The organism is Paenibacillus sp. FSL H7-0714 (genome assembly GCF_038003765.1).
GTDB lineage: Bacteria > Bacillota > Bacilli > Paenibacillales > Paenibacillaceae > Paenibacillus_AQ.
Window position 1 is genome coordinate 2,716,420 of record NZ_JBBOPT010000001.1, and the last position, 15,097, is coordinate 2,731,516.

A 15,097-nucleotide genomic window follows, 5' to 3' on the forward strand; every position below is an offset into this window, starting at 1 on the left:
TTTACCTATTACATAAATTGGGGGATAGATTCAATGAAATTTTGGAAGCCAGTTATAGAGAAAAAAGATATGGGTTATTGGATCGTTATACTAGTCTTAGTATTGATAGGTGTCTTGACTGTTAAATTAGGGGATAACCCTGATGTAATCGATTATTTAGGTTTTGGGGGGACCATTGCGAGTATTTTATTGGCTGTTGTTGCATTGATTTATTCTTTTTTTCAGACCGCCGCAAGTGGGAATACAACAGCTTTGCTTGAGGATTCGGCAATGAGAATCGAAAATGTCACTAAAAGTTTAGAAAAGGTAAATGAAATAACAAATATTACTGAAAAGCTTGAAGAATCACTAGGCGCGTTAAACTTAATAAGTTCGAATATGAATAATGTAACAGAACTATTTCAAGAAGGAATATCTCATATTGAAAATTCAAGAGCGTCACAAGAGGTTGCTATAACTAAAATGGATGTTTTTTTGAATAACTTTAAAATGTCTGATCAAGAAGTCATTGTGGAAGATAATATAGATAAGTTAGGCATTCTTAATTTAACGGGGGTTTCTGGAAGAGAGTTTGTTACTTTAGTTTCATTATTTTTGGCATACGATAATGACAAAAAATTAAATCTCAATAAATTATTTGATTTTTGTGTTGAAGCGAATTATTACGTGGGGTTAGAAGACTTAGACGACTTTAATAGCTTGGATGAAGAGTCGAAAATAGATCTGAGAACTCGAAATATTGGATATTTCGAATGTGTATACTATCGCTATTCTTTTAACAACATTATTTATGCTGAGGGAGCGTTTTCGGACATTAATGTTACTGAATTCGATTCAAACCTAAAAGAAGAGTTAATGCGTGTTTTAAAAAAAAGCGAAAATAGCGGAATTAAGTTGCCTAAATTAGAAGATGTCACAAACTAAAAAAATGCGAAAAATATCCCTGTAAAATAAGAAGAACGTATCAGTCATTAGGTTTTAAACGTGGTAAATTTATAGCATAGGAAATCAAGAAAGAGCAGCACCCGACACAAACCAGTACCTGTTTGACGGCGGTAGGTGGCCTTAGCGTAAAGAATCCTACAGAGAGTCACAAGGGTATCATTTGCGGGATAGCTGTTCTTTTTGTTTTCTATTAAAGAGAAGGTTTATTTTGATTCCTCAATTTTCTTAAGAGTATTCCGACGAAATATACTAGAATCGTATTTAACAAAGTAATCAGATTCTTCATTCAACTTGCTTGTATCAAATCGAGAAGGGACGTTTACCTTAGTTTTTTCACCCAGTTGATTTATTAAAACAATACTGTTTTCTTTAATCTCGGATACACTAACAATTGCTACTGTACTACGGGGATTGTAACCATACACAAAGAATAAGATGATACACGAGAGAAAAAGGATACCGATTTTATTTATTCTCATTATTTTCCACCTCTTTGGTGTAATGATACAATAATGGAAGTAGTAATTAAAGTTGAGCAATGGGTTATATGTCCTCGCCTGAGTAACGACCGAAAGTGGAGGTTCGAATCCTCTTCTCCGCTTAAAAATATTGGAGGGATGTACATTGGAACAATGGTAGATTGAATGTGGTAAGGGCATCTAAAAAGGTTTTTTAAAGGTCAGTGGCGAAATAGCTTACCAAGAAATGGAGGTAAGTTATGAATATCGATTATAAAAAGAGGCTTATTCAAAGAGTGTTAAACGGAGGCGAAAGAGACAAAGACTTTGAAGAGTATGTCCAGGAGTTGTTAGATAGTAATCGTCTTGAGAGTGATCCGGTCATTGGTATTGCAAAGCGAATCGTCTCTCATGGGGTTCCTAGTTTGAGTGATGCTCAACTTGAGACTTTCATTAATTACGGGTTATTGGCTGATAATTACTTGGAAAATTGTGAACAGGATTACATCCAAATCCGATGGAGTGATATGGTTTTCGCAGTAGAACGCGGACTTTGTGATCGTTGTCGACACATGCAAGATAAAAATGACTAAATATTGAAGAATCCTGCGAGTTACCTAGCGAGACTCGACTTTACTAGATGAATCGTGATCATTTAATTGATCATCGAACTCTGATATTGGAGGAGGTGATTTTATGAAGATAGAAGGGACGCATAAATGCAACAGTACGTATAAGGATTGTGATCATACATATGAATGGATGGTTCAAATTGCTACGCACTCCAGCGCGCCTGAAGTCGAAGTGTTTGATAAACCAACAGGTAGGATCATTGAAACATTAGATAATAAATATTCTGTCAAAATCATATGTCCTAAATGTCATCAAGATAACTTGATCGAATATATTCGAAACTAAGCACCTTAACAGGTGCTTTTTAGTTGAGTTACAAATAAAGGAATCAGTCGCCTAGTGTCGAAGTTTGATGCTGGGAGGTGATGATTATGAGCAAAGTACACACAAAGGTAGTGTTTACGAGTAATGCGCACGAGGTAGAAAGTAAAATTAATGCGGAACTATCCAGTATCCCTGGTGAACACCTAATCGATATAAAATATGCGATCAGTGAGTCTGCGGGCAGCAGATTGTTCTCCGCAATAATTATCTACACTAAATAAGTTTGTAGAGTCTCTGGAAGTTTATAGCTTTACAAAAAGCCATCCATACACGGGTGGCTTTTTCTATGCCAATACTCTTGAATACTTATACACAATATACATACATCATGAATGCTCTTGGGGGAGAGTTGTCCACCACTAAGCATATACATCTTTGGTGGAGAGTTCTCCACCACCGTGGGGTATGATTCTCCACCATTAGTGGGGGAGAGTTCTCCCCCTAAGATAACTAAAAGAAACATTAAAGAAAGTAATATATAAAGATATATAAGAGACACATATTCTTATGGATATACAACCTCATAAAAACATGTATAAAGGCTGCTCTTAAAAGAGTGGTCTTTTTATATTTCAAAGAAAGGAGTGAACGATCTGATTAAGCACATGAACATGTCAGTACGCATACGAAACAGGAACTCCAGGAACGATTAGATCAGATTAACCCATATTCTAAACACCAAATGCTGCAGAGGTGAAGGTACATGGGTAACTCAGCAGGAAACTCCTTTCTAGATGTCGAATCGTAATGTCGAAGGGAGGGGATCATGTTGGATTACAAAACTAATATAGAAGTCGTTGTGAAAATAGGAAAAGAAGAGAATAGACATGTCTTCAAGAATGAAATGTTAACCATTAACAGAACGGGGCACTTATGGTTTAAAAGTATTAGTGAATCTGAATCTGAATTACTCGAACAAATAAGAGATTGGTATGAGCAGGACAAGGTTCAAGGTAAAACAACTTACTATAACTTCAAGACAAGCGAACTTACACCAGTAAATTCATCCATAACTTATAAAGTGGATAGTATTAACGAAGAAACTGGAGCAATACTGTTCGGAGAGATGTAATCTGGAGGCACCCTAACCGGTGCTTTTTTAGTTGAGTTACAAATAAAGGAATCGCCCGCCTTGTGTCGAAATGTGATGCTGGGAGGTGAATGTTTTGGCAGCAGAGAAAACATATCGTGGTTGGAATATCCAATATCAACGCGTTCGAGGAACATGGGAAGCAACTGCAACAAAGGGAGCGTTCCGTGAAAATGCTTATGGCGATGACGAGAAAGACGCGTATATAAAGGTGACTTCAAAAGTGGATGTTCAAGAAGACTTTGCAAAAGGGATATAATGTTAGAGCTTTTTAAACCGAAAAAGGAGATGGAGTAATGGAAGAAAAGCTGGTTTTTGCAAAGTTGTTAGGAGAAATGTATCGGATACAAAAGTCACAGGGTATTTATAACGGAACCGATGGAAGAATATTTGGATTGTTAAACGGAGTCGAAGAGGATGTTGAAAGCGAGATTGAAAACTTAGGGTTCATTAGTCAGAAGGATATAGATAAAGTTTCTGATGTATTTGATCCCTTTTATAAAGAAGAAATAAGCTTGGATGAAATCCCTTCTTCTAAAACGATTCAATTAAGTTTAGAGAAAGAAGGGATTAGTGAAAGCAAATATATAACTATCCTTGATTATCTATATCTTAATGATAGGTACACTCTTGAAATCGAAAAGATAAAGAGTGGCATAAAGTTTGCTGGAAACAATATTTAAACATTACTAGCACCTTAATCGGTGCTTTTTCTATGAGTATAGTTAAGCTTATAATTCACTTTACAATCATCATTCGGTGACGATACAATATCATCATATGATGATTAAGGGGTGGGCATATTGACAGATAAATACATGAAAGAAACTGATTTTTTAACTCCATCTGAAGCAGCTTATCGATGGGGTGTTAAACGTAATACCTTGATAGCGGCACTAAACAGAGGGAGGTTTGACGATTATTTAGATAGTAGCGAGGTTAAGAAGTTTACACAGCATGGATCGACGGAATGGGCAATCTCGGTAAGAGCAATGAGGGAAGTGTTTCGAGACGAAGATATGGTTCAAGTTTTTGAAATGGCTAACTTAGTCGGGGAGACACTCAAGCCAAGAAGCGCAGTGTTTTTTAACGGACACTTTGTTTATACGACTAAGCCTGGTGAGAGAATATCTTCTAAACTGCTAGGAGATTTACGTAAATGTGATGATCACATGACAGCATGTGAACTTCTGAAGCAGCGGGTATAGAGTATGACTGAACCTTTTGTTAAAGTTCCCCATTGGGTAGTAGAATATCTTATGACCGCTGAGTTAAATATGACGCAGTCTCGTATTTTCAACGCTGTAGTCCGTTATACATTTGGGTACAACAAGCAGGAAGGTTGGTTATCTCTCGACTATCTTTCTCAACTCACAAGGTGTGATAAACGGCAAGTCAGGAGAGAGTTGAAACGTATGATTGATCGTCAAATTATCCTCGAACGGAAAGAGGATAAGAAAAGGCATTTGCGCATTAACCCTAAATTAAAGAATCAAATTGAGGACTCGTTAGACCCCTATGTAGAGGACTCATTAGACCTCTATAAGGAGGACTCGTTAGACCCCTATATAAAGAAAGATATTAAAGAAATAAAAGATAAAGAAAAATATTACATCGATTTAACAATCGACGACTCTGATTTTATAAATATATATCTTAACTATTTCTCTGAAAAGATGAAAAAGAAACACCCGAGGGTAAGCGAAGATAATTATGCATTTGTCATAAATCAGATAGAACACCTAAAGTCCTTCGATGTAACAGAGGAAAATTGGAAAGAACAGGTTGTAGATCACTTTACTGTATTACCTAAGAGTAATAATGGGAGTATCGTAGCATTCCTACATGCTTCACATCGTTATTTCGAAGTCCATATGTATAATCAGTTTTAATTAAATATACAACGCTGAGGTCACTGCTAATAGAGAGTGGCTTTTTTGCATAAAAGAACGCATGTAACGTCACTCAAACGTTACGGTAATAACACAGTAATATTACGGTAACACGACAACGATCTGACCATACTTTTACAAAGTGAAGGGGTGAATGATTTGGATAAGAATCAAAAGACTATAGAGCTACTTAATACAAAAGAGATAACAGAAGAATTGTGTCGGCGTGAAGGTGTCGAAGAGATTGTAATCGATGCTCATGCAAAGTTTCGGATTGAAGTTGTAGGAAAGGCTCCTAGAGACTTTGAGGGCCCGGCAAGACTCCTCATCATCACTGATTAAGAAAGACTAAAATAAAGGAATTTGGAGGGATGTGGTATGAGCAAATCTAAGAGTTGTTTAACGGCAATGCAGCAATTATTCGTAAAAGAGTACCTTATCGACCTGAACGCCACACAGGCAGCCATCAGGGCGGGCTATAGCGCTAATACAGCCACAGAACAGTCTAGTAGGCTGTTAGCTAATGTTAAGGTTCAAAAGGCCGTACAGGAGGCTATGGCAAGGCGAGAGAAGAGGACGGACATCACGGCTGAACGGGTGCTGAGCGAACTGGGTAAAATCGCCTTCTCCGATTTGAACGCTTTCGTCGAGGTTTCTGAAGATGGAAAGATAACCGTTAAGCCAAGCAACCAGCTGGACGGAACCGTGCTATCAGAGATCAGCGAGTCGGTTACAACAAACGGCCGGACAAGGAAGGTCAAGTTGCACGACAAGATGAAGGCCTTGGAACTCATCGGCAGGCACCTTGCTATGTTCACAGACAAGCAGGAGATCAAAATCGAGAAAACAGACGACGACAAGCAAGCTGCCGTCAATCAGCTGAAGAAGATGCTGGAACAGTCCGAATCACCGCCAGAACAGTAGTCTCAAAAACCTTCATTTGTGTGTCACTTCGATTTAACCTTGTTTGTATCATTTTTAATGACACATAAAGTATCATTTCCTTATTGTGATATGTCTCATTATTGTATATACTTTATGAGACGGTGCGATGACGAGGGAGATGATCTGTGTGGTTATTAAGTTGGGGTACGCACGAGTTAGCATGAAGGATCAGAATCTGGATAGGCAACTCATAAAATTTGCAAAGCTCGGCATTGAGGAGCGGTTCATCTTTACTGATAAACAAACCGGGAAGAATTTCGAACGCGACGGCTACCAGGCAATGAAGAGAACGCTCCGCGAAGGCGATCTGCTGTACATGGATGCGCTAGATCGATTGGGCCGCGATTACGACGGAATCATTAGAGAATGGAAAGAGATCACCCGCGAGATTAGTGCTGACATTGTCGTTCTTGAGAACGAGACTTTGTTTGATAGCCGGAAGTTTCGTGAAATGGGCGACCTCGGCAAGCTGCTTGAGGATCAGTTCCTTTCTATGCTGGCTTACGTTGCAGACCAAGAGCGTAAGAAGAATAAGCAGCGACAAGCCGAGGGCATAGCAGTGGCGATGGGAAAGGGCGTTCAGTTTGGCCGTAGAAAGATTGAGATCGATGATTCGTTCATCGCTGCATATACCATTTGGAAGGCTGGGCAGTCTACGGCTGTCGCTGCTATGAAGAGTGTCGGAATGAACAGAGCTACGTGGTATCGTCGTGTGGCGGAGTACGAGGGTCGTGAGTAGGTACAGCGCATAAGACAATTCAATACAAGATTTAGCCAAAGCATTCCATTCAGGAGTGCTTTTTATTTTGCCTTGGAGGTGATGCACATGGAACAGTGGGAACTGGAACTGATGCAGGAGTATTTGCAAAGACACTTTCCGACAGACCAAATAAGCAATCTTCTTGACGAGGGCACTCAGCTCACAGGTAAGGATGGATTACGAAGGCAGCTCGCCGAGATCGATCAAGAGTATTTTTGCAAAGCCTACCTGCCGCATTACTTTAACCTACCGTTTTCCAAGCATCACCACGAAATGTTTATCGACCTTAAGAAGCTTATAGATAGCAGCGGTGGTACGAAGATGTGCCGGGCAGCTCCTCGAGAACATGCCAAGTCGACACAGCTAACACTCGGGTTGCCGCTGTACTGTACTCTTTATGGTCTTAAACACTTCATTGTGCTTGTTTCGGATACAGAGGATCAAGCCAGCGGGTATCTTGAAGCAATCCAAGAGGAGATGGACGAGAATGTTGCCATCATCGAGGATTTTGGTCAACTGAGGGGCGTAACTTGGAACGTAACGGAAATGGTCACTTCCAACGGAGTTTGTCTCATTGCAAAAGGTATCGGCGGCAAGATCCGCGGTCTAAAGTACAAGAACCACAGGCCTGACTTGATCGTGCTTGATGATATCGAGAACGATAAAAACGTTAAGTCAGAGGAGAACAAGCGCTGGACGTATGACGAATGGTTCATGAAGGCCGTACTTAGGGCAGGTGGTACCGGCCTTGGTGGTAAGTCCCTGACGGACATCGTCGTAATGGGCACAATCCTTGAGTCTGATTCTGTGCTTAAGCGAATCATCGACAATCCCTTGTTTGATAGCAAGATTTACAAGGCGGTCATTGCGTTCGCAGAGCGTGAAGATTTATGGGATGAGTGGACACGGATAGCGCTCAATCTTGAGAACCATGACCGCATTCGGGATGCTGAGATCTTCTTTAAATCCAACGAGCAAGAGATGCTTCGAGGTTCAGAAGTGCTGTGGCCTGAGAAGCATACCTATTACAGCCTCATGGTAGCTCGCCTAGCCTCCGAGATGGCGTTTAACTCGGAGTTGCAGAATGAACCTATAGATAAAGCACAATGCCTCTTCAACGGGCTTGTAGAGCTTGAGAGTGGGCCTACTATGGAAGAGTTGCGAGAAGACTACATTATTTTTGGAGCCTGTGATCCATCGCTTGGGAAAAAAGCGAAAGGCGGAGACTATTCCGCTATCGTTGATGTTGCACGTCACAGGCACACAGGTCAACTGTGGTGTGTCTATGCCGATCTGGAAGTACGACATCCGGACAAGATCATCGACGATATATTTGGACGGGCACTGTATTACAAAGATAACGGGATTGAGTATGAGGATTTTGTAGTTGAGACTGTTCAGTTCCAAGAGTTTTTTGCAAGTGAAGTGAAAAAGCGGTCTGCTGAGAAAGGCATCTACCTGCCTATCTCTGAGCTCAAGCAAACATCAGATAAAGTGTTACGGATTACACGTTTGCAACCGGACATCAAGAACCACTATCTTCGCTTTGCAAAGGGGCTACAGCGCGTGCTCATTGAGCAATTGGAGTCATTCCCGAAGGCAAAGAAGGATGACGGACCAGATGCACTGGAGATGGCAACGCATGCTGCTAAGAATGGTCGCGTGACGGTAGACCCAGAAGTTGCTGCATTGTTCGGAAGGGGGCGGGTATATGCCTAAATGGATATGGATGGATAAAGTCTTCGGGGAAATGTCCAAGCTGCGCCAAGGGCTAAGCGGTCTATGGGGAGTGGTTACGGGTACCTTGGGAGGGACGTATACGCTTGATTCAAGCCGTGTGGACTATGCCAAGGCGCGAGCACTATATGACAACACTGAAGAAAGCTATAAAATCGGGGCTGGCTTTGCCAAGAAGATAGTTAATGCACCAGTTGGTTACATGGGGTTGCCTGAGTTTAAGTCATCTGATGAGGACGCCCAAAAGACCTTGAATGACTTTATGAAGAAGAACGAGTCAAAGGCACAAAGAACACATCTGAACGCGATCAAGGAGGGCGACTGCTTTGTTTGGTTAACAAGAGAAGAGAAGAAATCCAAACTCTTTCCAGAAAACGAAGTACGCATTGTTTATAACATCATCCCTCCTGAGCAGGTCACTCGTATAGACCTTGATCCTCTTACTGGTGAAGTTATTCAATATGTTCTAGAATCTCAGCATTCATGGCATGACGAATCAGGGAGCAAAAGAACATGCAAAATTCGGCAGAAAATAAGCGCAGAGCGTCGTGTTATTGAGATTGACGGCGAGAACCCACCGAATGCAGAACCAGGAGATCACGACAATCCGTGGGGTTTCATACCTATTGTTCATTTTAAGAATGACGGAGATGAGACTACAGAATTCGGTAAAAGTGACCTGGAATCAGTAGAACCGTTTCTGAAAATCTATCATGATGTGCTACTTGCTTCAGTGCAAGGATCTAAAATGCACAGTACACCAAGGCTGAAGCTGAAGCTTAAGAATGTCCCTGCTTTTTTGCTTAATAATTTCGGAGTTACCGATCCGAAGAAGTTTGCTTCAAACGGTGGGCAACTCAATTTACACGGTAAAGAGATCCTTTTGTTTCAGGACGACGAAGATGCTGGTTTCATTGAAGCCAAGTCTGCCACCGGGGATGCAATGGCATTGCTGGAATTTGTATTCTACTGCATCGTATCGGCTTCTGAGACACCAGAGTTTGTTTTTGGGGTCCATACGCCGTCCAGCCTATCTAGTGTGAAAGAGCAAATGCCTATCTTCATTCAGAAAGTAGAGCGGAAACGGAAGTCATTCGCTGACTCGTGGCAGATGCTGGCGAGAATGGTCCTTTCTATGACGTCCCAATCGGGGCTAGTCACATTTGATACCTTTGAAACTTCTCTTGTTTGGGAGACTGTGGATCAGCGAGATTCCAAGGATGTAGCGGAGGAGCTTAAAACGATCGTTGAAGCCCTGGATAAGGCGCTCGCTGGCGGTCTTATAAGCGAACCGGCGGCAGTAGAATACCTGGCGTACTGGGTTGATACTATGCATAGCTATGAAGGCAGTGACGACGTAGAAGGAGAGAAGGATCGCATCTTAAAAACAAAGTTGCTCCTTAGACGCTTGGAGGACGGGCAGATTTTGGATGCAGAAAAGAACGAGGCGGTGTAGCTTATGGCAGATTATGCAACGGAGTCAGCCCGGAAGCTACTACAGGAGTTGAAGATGTCTGCTGGTAAATATGCAGTCTTCGCACTTGCTGCTCGGGAAAAGTACACCTCCGTTCTGCTCAATCAGGAACCTGAAGTACGCAGGATATTCATTCGGACCGGAGATCAAGTTGCCAGAGAAATTCGAAGTCTGCGGAGCCGAGGATACGGCAGCCAATTAAACGAGCGCTATCTTGATCCGTTGATGAAGATGTTGCGAGAAACAAACATTCCCCAATCACTTCGCGAGAAAATGAATCAATACATCATTAAGGGCGTTGATGCCGGGACAAGTTACTCTTTTGATATCACGAAGCTGCATATTAGCAGTGCTAAGATTCCGATAGAGCCGTTAGAACGAATGATATTTCGAACCAACAAGCAGGCTGTCGATGCCATGTGGGCACGGAGCGAGAACGGACTGATGCTATCAGACCGGATATGGCAGAAGGGGATCAAAGCCCGTCATAGCATGACTGAGATCATTCAGGACGGTATCAAAAACGGGGAAGATCCGGTAAAGACTGCCCGCTTCTTGGAGCAGTATGTTCGCCGCGGGAAGAAGACGTTAGCTGGAGATTATCCGGAAATGATGGAGCGGATGGGCGGTCGGATTCCGAGCGATCTATCCTATGAAGCCTTGCGATTGGTCCGAACGGAAACTGCTGCGGCGTTTGGAGAGGGCACGATTGCAGCTGCCCGAGTAAGTCCAAGCTATGCCGGCATGAAATGGGTGCTCTCTGGTGCCCACCCTAAGCCTGATATCTGCGACGAACTGGCAGGAGCTGACCACGGAATGGGCCGCGGCGTATGGCCGGTAGGTCAAGAACCTCATATGCCGGCGCACCCTAATTGCATGTGTGTTCTGATTTCTGTTCATGAAGACCTTGATTTGTTCATGCACCGTCTCAACCAATGGGCTAAGACTCCGACGAGTCAGCCAGACCTGGAAGATTGGTATCAAAATGTGTACTCGAATGTCGCTTAGTGAAGCGGCCTATTTGTCGTGCGAAAAGGAGGAATTGTATTGAAATCAGTGATCTTTACAGAGGAACAACTGAAAGAGAAATGTGCTGAGTGGCAAAAGGTGCTTCGGTTACAGGACTGGGATGTTAAGACCAGCATTGAGCGTGGAAGGGATATGAACCTACCTAATTCCAACGGTGTAATCACGGTTCAAGAGGAACACAGGTCCGCAAATATTCGTATTCTGGACCCTTTGGATTATTCGCCTGATGAACTCCACCCACAAGATATGGAAAAAATACTGATTCATGAATTATTGCACATACACCTTTTCCCAATGACCAAAGATTACGAGGGATATTTGGCAACGGCCGAAGAGCAGGCCATTAATATGATTGCTGGAGCCCTTGTTGGGCTGGCACGAAAGGGGGTGAATGCAAATGCATAAAATCATGTATTACGGTGAGATGGCTGAGGAAGACAGGTTGTTTCGTCTTTTTGGTGGAGTTGCTGGCGAAATGAGTGTCGAGGACATCCCCTCGGCTCCAGGAGTGGATGTTGAAGCAATCAAGCAGGGCGATACGGACCCATATGAGGTTGTGGTAGAAATACCGGTTGGCAAGTCGAAACGAGGCTGGAACTACACTCACAAGTCCTTGCAGGACATTGTTGATGCAGTCAATACACGTACCCTTGCTGGATTTAAGGGGCACCAAAAGGCTGAAGATGTGTCAAACCAATTTATTGACCCAGCAACTCACTGGATCGGGGCAAAGATGACTGATAAGGCTGCTTACTTCCGTGGGATCATTGATCAAAAAGAGCCCGACCTTAAGAGGTACTTGCGAACAGGAAGAATTAAGCAAGTAAGTATCTTCGGTAGGCCGGCACTTAAGACGGCATCGGGTGAAACACAGGTCGTAGGGTATGACCCTCTTAGTATTGACTGGACTCCATTGGATCGAATGGGGATGCCGACCCGAATTGTTGCAGTAAGTGGTGAAATGTGGGATTTAGATGGGGGAGGCCCCGAACATTCGAAGGGAGATGATGGGCAAGTGGAATGGGCTCAGGTAATAGCAGAAGTAAAAAAGAAACATGGTCTTAAAGGCGTCACTATTGGTACATTGGCTGGTGAAATGGGCTTGACTGATCAGCAGGTTGTTGAAGAACTTACACCTGAATTCGCTAAAGAAGTTCAACGTGCGCTTGAGATTAGTGGTAAAGCTAAGGATATTCTCGGTGTAACTGGCGAAATGAACGTCGAGGACCTATTTAAATCGCTTAAAGCGGCATCTGAAAAAGATGCTGGAGCGGGCCGCGATCAAATTGTTGGCGAAATGATTACAGAGAAAGTTACTTCTGAGGCGGTCCGCAAGGACATCAAGGACCCTGCGACAGCAATCGGTAAGCTTTGGTCATATCACTCTTCTTCCATCGCTGCTACAGCGACCAAAGAGCAGATTGCCGGTGAAATGGATGCCTTTTTGGCGGACACAGCTGTTAAAGCGATTGTCAGCAATTATCATACTGACCCGGCAGCGGCTACAGGGAACGGATTCAACAATAACAATAATGCTGGCTCCAGCGTGAAAACACGCCGTACCAGCATCTAAGAGAAGGAGTGAAAAGAATATGTCATTTAGAGGACAACCAGTACCAACAACCAGAACCAGTGTAGCTCGGGCCAAAGTCAGTGACGGTAAATCTGTTCGGGTGATAGTGCCTCAGAATACTGTTATCGAAGCTGAAAAGTTCTATCTGCTCGGTGGTTTCTTCGGTGTTGCAAAGCAATCCGTCACAACTGGAGCTGGGCAAACTGGAGAGGTCATTTTGGACATTGAACAAGCAGAATTTGAAACGGACCAAATCAGCACCAGCCAGGCTTTTGCTGCTGGCACTGCTGTTTACTGGTCAGCCAGTACCAGTAAATTTACTGAAACGGCTACTGATAATCGTCAAGTTGGTCGTATAACTGTCGGTAAGGATGCAAACAACGTAATCTGGCTCATTCTTGGGCCGCAAGTATAAAGGGGGATAACATCACATGACAAGAGTAATCAGCATTGATACATTGCGCGAAGAGCGCCGTAAGGGCACATTCAAAACGGATGTGGCCTTTGTTGTAAATGGGGAAGTTCTTGCCGTTGCGAAGAACATTGTAAACGGAGAAATGGAAACACTGGAATTCACTAAGCCTGTTGGTGAAATGTTGACTAGTGGCAGCTTGGATCAATTCAAAGATTTGATGAGAAAAGTGGTATTGGATGTCGAACTGGGCCGTGAAGAAGTGCCGGTGCTGTATAAGCCCATTTACCAGACTATTTCCGATTCCACCCTGCCAAAAGTGGTTGATGTTAAATGGGCGATTTACGGTGTAGTTGTGTTCACTGACCACATGGAAGGGGAAGAGGTGAAATTTGGAGCCTTGTCCGCAGAAGCGGGTCCTATTGCACGTATTCTGACACAGGCCGCTGGTTTCGAATACACCAAAGAAATGAAGGATTTCAATGAATATTTCACTGTTGAAATCATGAACAAGGCGATGGGCGAAGCCTATAATGCCAAAGTGAATCACATGCACTTGGGACCTATCATTACCTATACGTACAAACCAACCAACAAGACTGCATATCAAGGCGAAACAGCCGATCCAGCTTGGGTGCGGATGTATAAAACACTTACTAAGGCACAGGGTGATGCCCGCACAGCTAAACGGGCTGGGAATATCCTGCTGGCGTCCAGTTTGGACAAAGAGAATATCGATATGGTTCTCAAAGGCGGGTACACCATCAACGGCACCACTTATCCTGCCGTGTCCGGGATAGATACAATTATTTACTATGATGGCTGGGAAGTAACTGTAGGCAAGAAAGAATTTGCATATCCGGGAGTCCAGCAAGGTAAGGCTTACCTTATCCGTCCGAAGCGGGGGTTCAAAGAGCTCGAAAAGCAAGACTTGCGCATTGAGTCCACAGCAGCTGATCTGTCTCGTTTAATCGAAGCACAGATTGTCGGATGGTCTTACCGCGGCGTCTATGCAGCGGTGGAAGAAAACGTTCAGGAAATCTCATTCTCTTAAGTAGGTGATTTTATGGAAGCTACAACTGAGCTCCGCACCCGCCTCCGGAAACTGCTGAATGAGCGGATTCCCGAAGGCGGGACGGAAGCAAGTACGAATTTCACCGACTTTGACCTAGATACGCTGCTGACCGAATCAGATATTTTAGATTCTGCAGTAGCGAAAGGGTGGATGGAGAAAGCCGGCTTGTTGCAGGCGGACATTGAGAGCTACAGCATCGGCTCTGAAAAATATGATCTCACTTCCTTGAAAGACCGTTTGAATCATACTTTGGCGATGGCTAAACAATATGGAGCTACAGCTGACGCTGTAAAGGAAATTGCGAATTACGGTAGCTATATGTTCAGCGTCCAGCCTCCAGAGGTGCTGTGATGGACTTTGTAGCTCTTCGCCGTAAGCATATCGCCTGGAATATCAGTCAGAATCCTTCTTCCATTGCTATCCACCGGAAGGGGAAGCGGAGAAAGGGCGGCGGGTATGAAGAATTTCAGGAAGACCTGCCGTCCATTACCGTCCGGATTTTTATCGGCGGTAATGCCCAATCTCCGCAGGTTGACTCGGGCACCATTGGTACCGTTCAGATTGATAGGGCATACAGCCTGCTGGCAGACGAATATGCAGATATCCAAGCGGGCACCGAGGTATCTGATTCGTTCAACCATTTGGGAGACAAGTTCAAAGTTCTGCAGGTTATGCCGCATGTCGTTAACGGTACTGTTGTGGGCTACAAGGCAGATCTGGAGAGGGTGAGGTAATCGTGCCGAAACTTGG

21 protein-coding genes are annotated in these 15,097 nt (G+C 43.4%); all 21 read left to right on the forward strand.

The window, feature by feature from the left end:
* Positions 1–33 precede the first annotated feature (33 nt).
* The 21 genes from NST34_RS11840 to NST34_RS11940 all read left to right on the forward strand — a co-directional run bounded on the left by NST34_RS11840 (position 34) and on the right by NST34_RS11940 (position 15,081).
* Positions 34–924, forward strand: a complete 891-nt coding sequence (locus NST34_RS11840) for a hypothetical protein (RefSeq protein WP_341127836.1) — start codon at positions 34–36, stop codon at positions 922–924.
* 739 nt (positions 925–1,663) lie between these two features.
* On the forward strand, positions 1,664–1,996 hold the full coding sequence (locus NST34_RS11845; RefSeq protein WP_341127837.1) for a hypothetical protein: 333 nt from the start codon (positions 1,664–1,666) through the stop codon (positions 1,994–1,996).
* 103 nt (positions 1,997–2,099) lie between these two features.
* Positions 2,100–2,321 (forward strand): hypothetical protein, encoded by a 222-nt coding sequence (locus NST34_RS11850; RefSeq protein WP_341127838.1) that lies wholly within the window; start codon positions 2,100–2,102, stop codon positions 2,319–2,321.
* 86 nt (positions 2,322–2,407) lie between these two features.
* A complete protein-coding gene (locus tag NST34_RS11855) occupies positions 2,408–2,581 on the forward strand; it encodes a sporulation protein Cse60 (RefSeq protein WP_341127839.1) in 174 nt (57 codons plus the stop codon).
* Between the two features lie 545 nt (positions 2,582–3,126).
* On the forward strand, positions 3,127–3,432 hold the full coding sequence (locus NST34_RS11860) for a hypothetical protein (RefSeq protein ID WP_341127840.1): 306 nt from the start codon (positions 3,127–3,129) through the stop codon (positions 3,430–3,432).
* Between the two features lie 94 nt (positions 3,433–3,526).
* Complete coding sequence (locus NST34_RS11865; protein ID WP_341127841.1) at positions 3,527–3,709, forward strand: hypothetical protein; 183 nt, start codon at positions 3,527–3,529, stop codon at positions 3,707–3,709.
* A gap of 37 nt (positions 3,710–3,746) precedes the next feature.
* On the forward strand, positions 3,747–4,133 hold the full coding sequence (locus tag NST34_RS11870; protein WP_341127842.1) for a hypothetical protein: 387 nt from the start codon (positions 3,747–3,749) through the stop codon (positions 4,131–4,133).
* 120 nt (positions 4,134–4,253) lie between these two features.
* Complete coding sequence (locus NST34_RS11875) at positions 4,254–4,658, forward strand: hypothetical protein (protein ID WP_341127843.1); 405 nt, start codon at positions 4,254–4,256, stop codon at positions 4,656–4,658.
* A 3-nt stretch (positions 4,659–4,661) separates the two neighbouring features.
* Positions 4,662–5,342 (forward strand): replication protein, encoded by a 681-nt coding sequence (locus NST34_RS11880; protein ID WP_341127844.1) that lies wholly within the window; start codon positions 4,662–4,664, stop codon positions 5,340–5,342.
* Between the two features lie 159 nt (positions 5,343–5,501).
* The gene (locus tag NST34_RS11885) at positions 5,502–5,684 is read left to right on the forward strand and encodes a BC1881 family protein (RefSeq protein WP_341127845.1); all 183 of its coding nucleotides are present in this window, start codon (positions 5,502–5,504) and stop codon (positions 5,682–5,684) included.
* 36 nt (positions 5,685–5,720) lie between these two features.
* Positions 5,721–6,266: a terminase small subunit gene (locus NST34_RS11890; RefSeq protein WP_341127846.1), complete on the forward strand. Its 546-nt coding sequence runs from the start codon at positions 5,721–5,723 to the stop codon at positions 6,264–6,266.
* Between the two features lie 154 nt (positions 6,267–6,420).
* Positions 6,421–7,026, forward strand: a complete 606-nt coding sequence (locus NST34_RS11895; protein WP_341129534.1) for a recombinase family protein — start codon at positions 6,421–6,423, stop codon at positions 7,024–7,026.
* An 87-nt stretch (positions 7,027–7,113) separates the two neighbouring features.
* A complete protein-coding gene (gene terL, locus NST34_RS11900) occupies positions 7,114–8,766 on the forward strand; it encodes a phage terminase large subunit (protein WP_341127847.1) in 1,653 nt (550 codons plus the stop codon).
* Positions 8,759–10,240, forward strand: coding sequence for a phage portal protein (locus tag NST34_RS11905; RefSeq protein ID WP_341127848.1), 1,482 nt, complete (start codon positions 8,759–8,761; stop codon positions 10,238–10,240). Before terL ends, NST34_RS11905 begins: the two co-directional genes overlap by 8 nt.
* 3 nt (positions 10,241–10,243) lie before the next feature.
* Complete coding sequence (locus NST34_RS11910) at positions 10,244–11,266, forward strand: retron-type reverse transcriptase (protein WP_341127849.1); 1,023 nt, start codon at positions 10,244–10,246, stop codon at positions 11,264–11,266.
* Between the two features lie 39 nt (positions 11,267–11,305).
* On the forward strand, positions 11,306–11,692 hold the full coding sequence (locus NST34_RS11915) for a hypothetical protein (RefSeq protein ID WP_341127850.1): 387 nt from the start codon (positions 11,306–11,308) through the stop codon (positions 11,690–11,692).
* Positions 11,685–12,860 (forward strand): hypothetical protein, encoded by a 1,176-nt coding sequence (locus tag NST34_RS11920; protein ID WP_341127851.1) that lies wholly within the window; start codon positions 11,685–11,687, stop codon positions 12,858–12,860. Before NST34_RS11915 ends, NST34_RS11920 begins: the two co-directional genes overlap by 8 nt.
* Before the next feature lie 19 nt (positions 12,861–12,879).
* The gene (locus tag NST34_RS11925; protein WP_341127852.1) at positions 12,880–13,275 is read left to right on the forward strand and encodes a DUF2190 family protein; all 396 of its coding nucleotides are present in this window, start codon (positions 12,880–12,882) and stop codon (positions 13,273–13,275) included.
* 16 nt (positions 13,276–13,291) lie between these two features.
* Entirely contained in the window at positions 13,292–14,326 is a 1,035-nt protein-coding gene (locus NST34_RS11930; protein WP_341127853.1) for a phage major capsid protein, read from the forward strand.
* A 12-nt stretch (positions 14,327–14,338) separates the two neighbouring features.
* The gene (locus NST34_RS11935) at positions 14,339–14,698 is read left to right on the forward strand and encodes a hypothetical protein (protein WP_341127854.1); all 360 of its coding nucleotides are present in this window, start codon (positions 14,339–14,341) and stop codon (positions 14,696–14,698) included.
* On the forward strand, positions 14,698–15,081 hold the full coding sequence (locus tag NST34_RS11940; RefSeq protein WP_341127855.1) for a hypothetical protein: 384 nt from the start codon (positions 14,698–14,700) through the stop codon (positions 15,079–15,081). Before NST34_RS11935 ends, NST34_RS11940 begins: the two co-directional genes overlap by 1 nt.
* The last annotated feature ends 16 nt before the right edge of the window (positions 15,082–15,097 follow it).

What these genes read in the sequence shown, in the direction of transcription:
- NST34_RS11840 (WP_341127836.1), top strand. Translation starts at nt 34, where the DNA reads ATGAAATTTTGGAAGCCAGTTATAGAGAAAAAAGATATGGGTTATTGG.
- NST34_RS11845 (WP_341127837.1), top strand. Translation starts at nt 1,664, where the DNA reads ATGAATATCGATTATAAAAAGAGGCTTATTCAAAGAGTGTTAAACGGA.
- NST34_RS11850 (WP_341127838.1), top strand. Translation starts at nt 2,100, where the DNA reads ATGAAGATAGAAGGGACGCATAAATGCAACAGTACGTATAAGGATTGT.
- NST34_RS11855 (WP_341127839.1), top strand. Translation starts at nt 2,408, where the DNA reads ATGAGCAAAGTACACACAAAGGTAGTGTTTACGAGTAATGCGCACGAG.
- NST34_RS11860 (WP_341127840.1), top strand. Translation starts at nt 3,127, where the DNA reads ATGTTGGATTACAAAACTAATATAGAAGTCGTTGTGAAAATAGGAAAA.
- NST34_RS11870 (WP_341127842.1), top strand. Translation starts at nt 3,747, where the DNA reads ATGGAAGAAAAGCTGGTTTTTGCAAAGTTGTTAGGAGAAATGTATCGG.
- NST34_RS11880 (WP_341127844.1), top strand. Translation starts at nt 4,662, where the DNA reads ATGACTGAACCTTTTGTTAAAGTTCCCCATTGGGTAGTAGAATATCTT.
- NST34_RS11890 (WP_341127846.1), top strand. Translation starts at nt 5,721, where the DNA reads ATGAGCAAATCTAAGAGTTGTTTAACGGCAATGCAGCAATTATTCGTA.
- terL (WP_341127847.1), top strand. Translation starts at nt 7,114, where the DNA reads ATGGAACAGTGGGAACTGGAACTGATGCAGGAGTATTTGCAAAGACAC.
- NST34_RS11905 (WP_341127848.1), top strand. Translation starts at nt 8,759, where the DNA reads ATGCCTAAATGGATATGGATGGATAAAGTCTTCGGGGAAATGTCCAAG.
- NST34_RS11910 (WP_341127849.1), top strand. Translation starts at nt 10,244, where the DNA reads ATGGCAGATTATGCAACGGAGTCAGCCCGGAAGCTACTACAGGAGTTG.
- NST34_RS11920 (WP_341127851.1), top strand. Translation starts at nt 11,685, where the DNA reads ATGCATAAAATCATGTATTACGGTGAGATGGCTGAGGAAGACAGGTTG.
- NST34_RS11925 (WP_341127852.1), top strand. Translation starts at nt 12,880, where the DNA reads ATGTCATTTAGAGGACAACCAGTACCAACAACCAGAACCAGTGTAGCT.
- NST34_RS11930 (WP_341127853.1), top strand. Translation starts at nt 13,292, where the DNA reads ATGACAAGAGTAATCAGCATTGATACATTGCGCGAAGAGCGCCGTAAG.
- NST34_RS11935 (WP_341127854.1), top strand. Translation starts at nt 14,339, where the DNA reads ATGGAAGCTACAACTGAGCTCCGCACCCGCCTCCGGAAACTGCTGAAT.
- NST34_RS11940 (WP_341127855.1), top strand. Translation starts at nt 14,698, where the DNA reads ATGGACTTTGTAGCTCTTCGCCGTAAGCATATCGCCTGGAATATCAGT.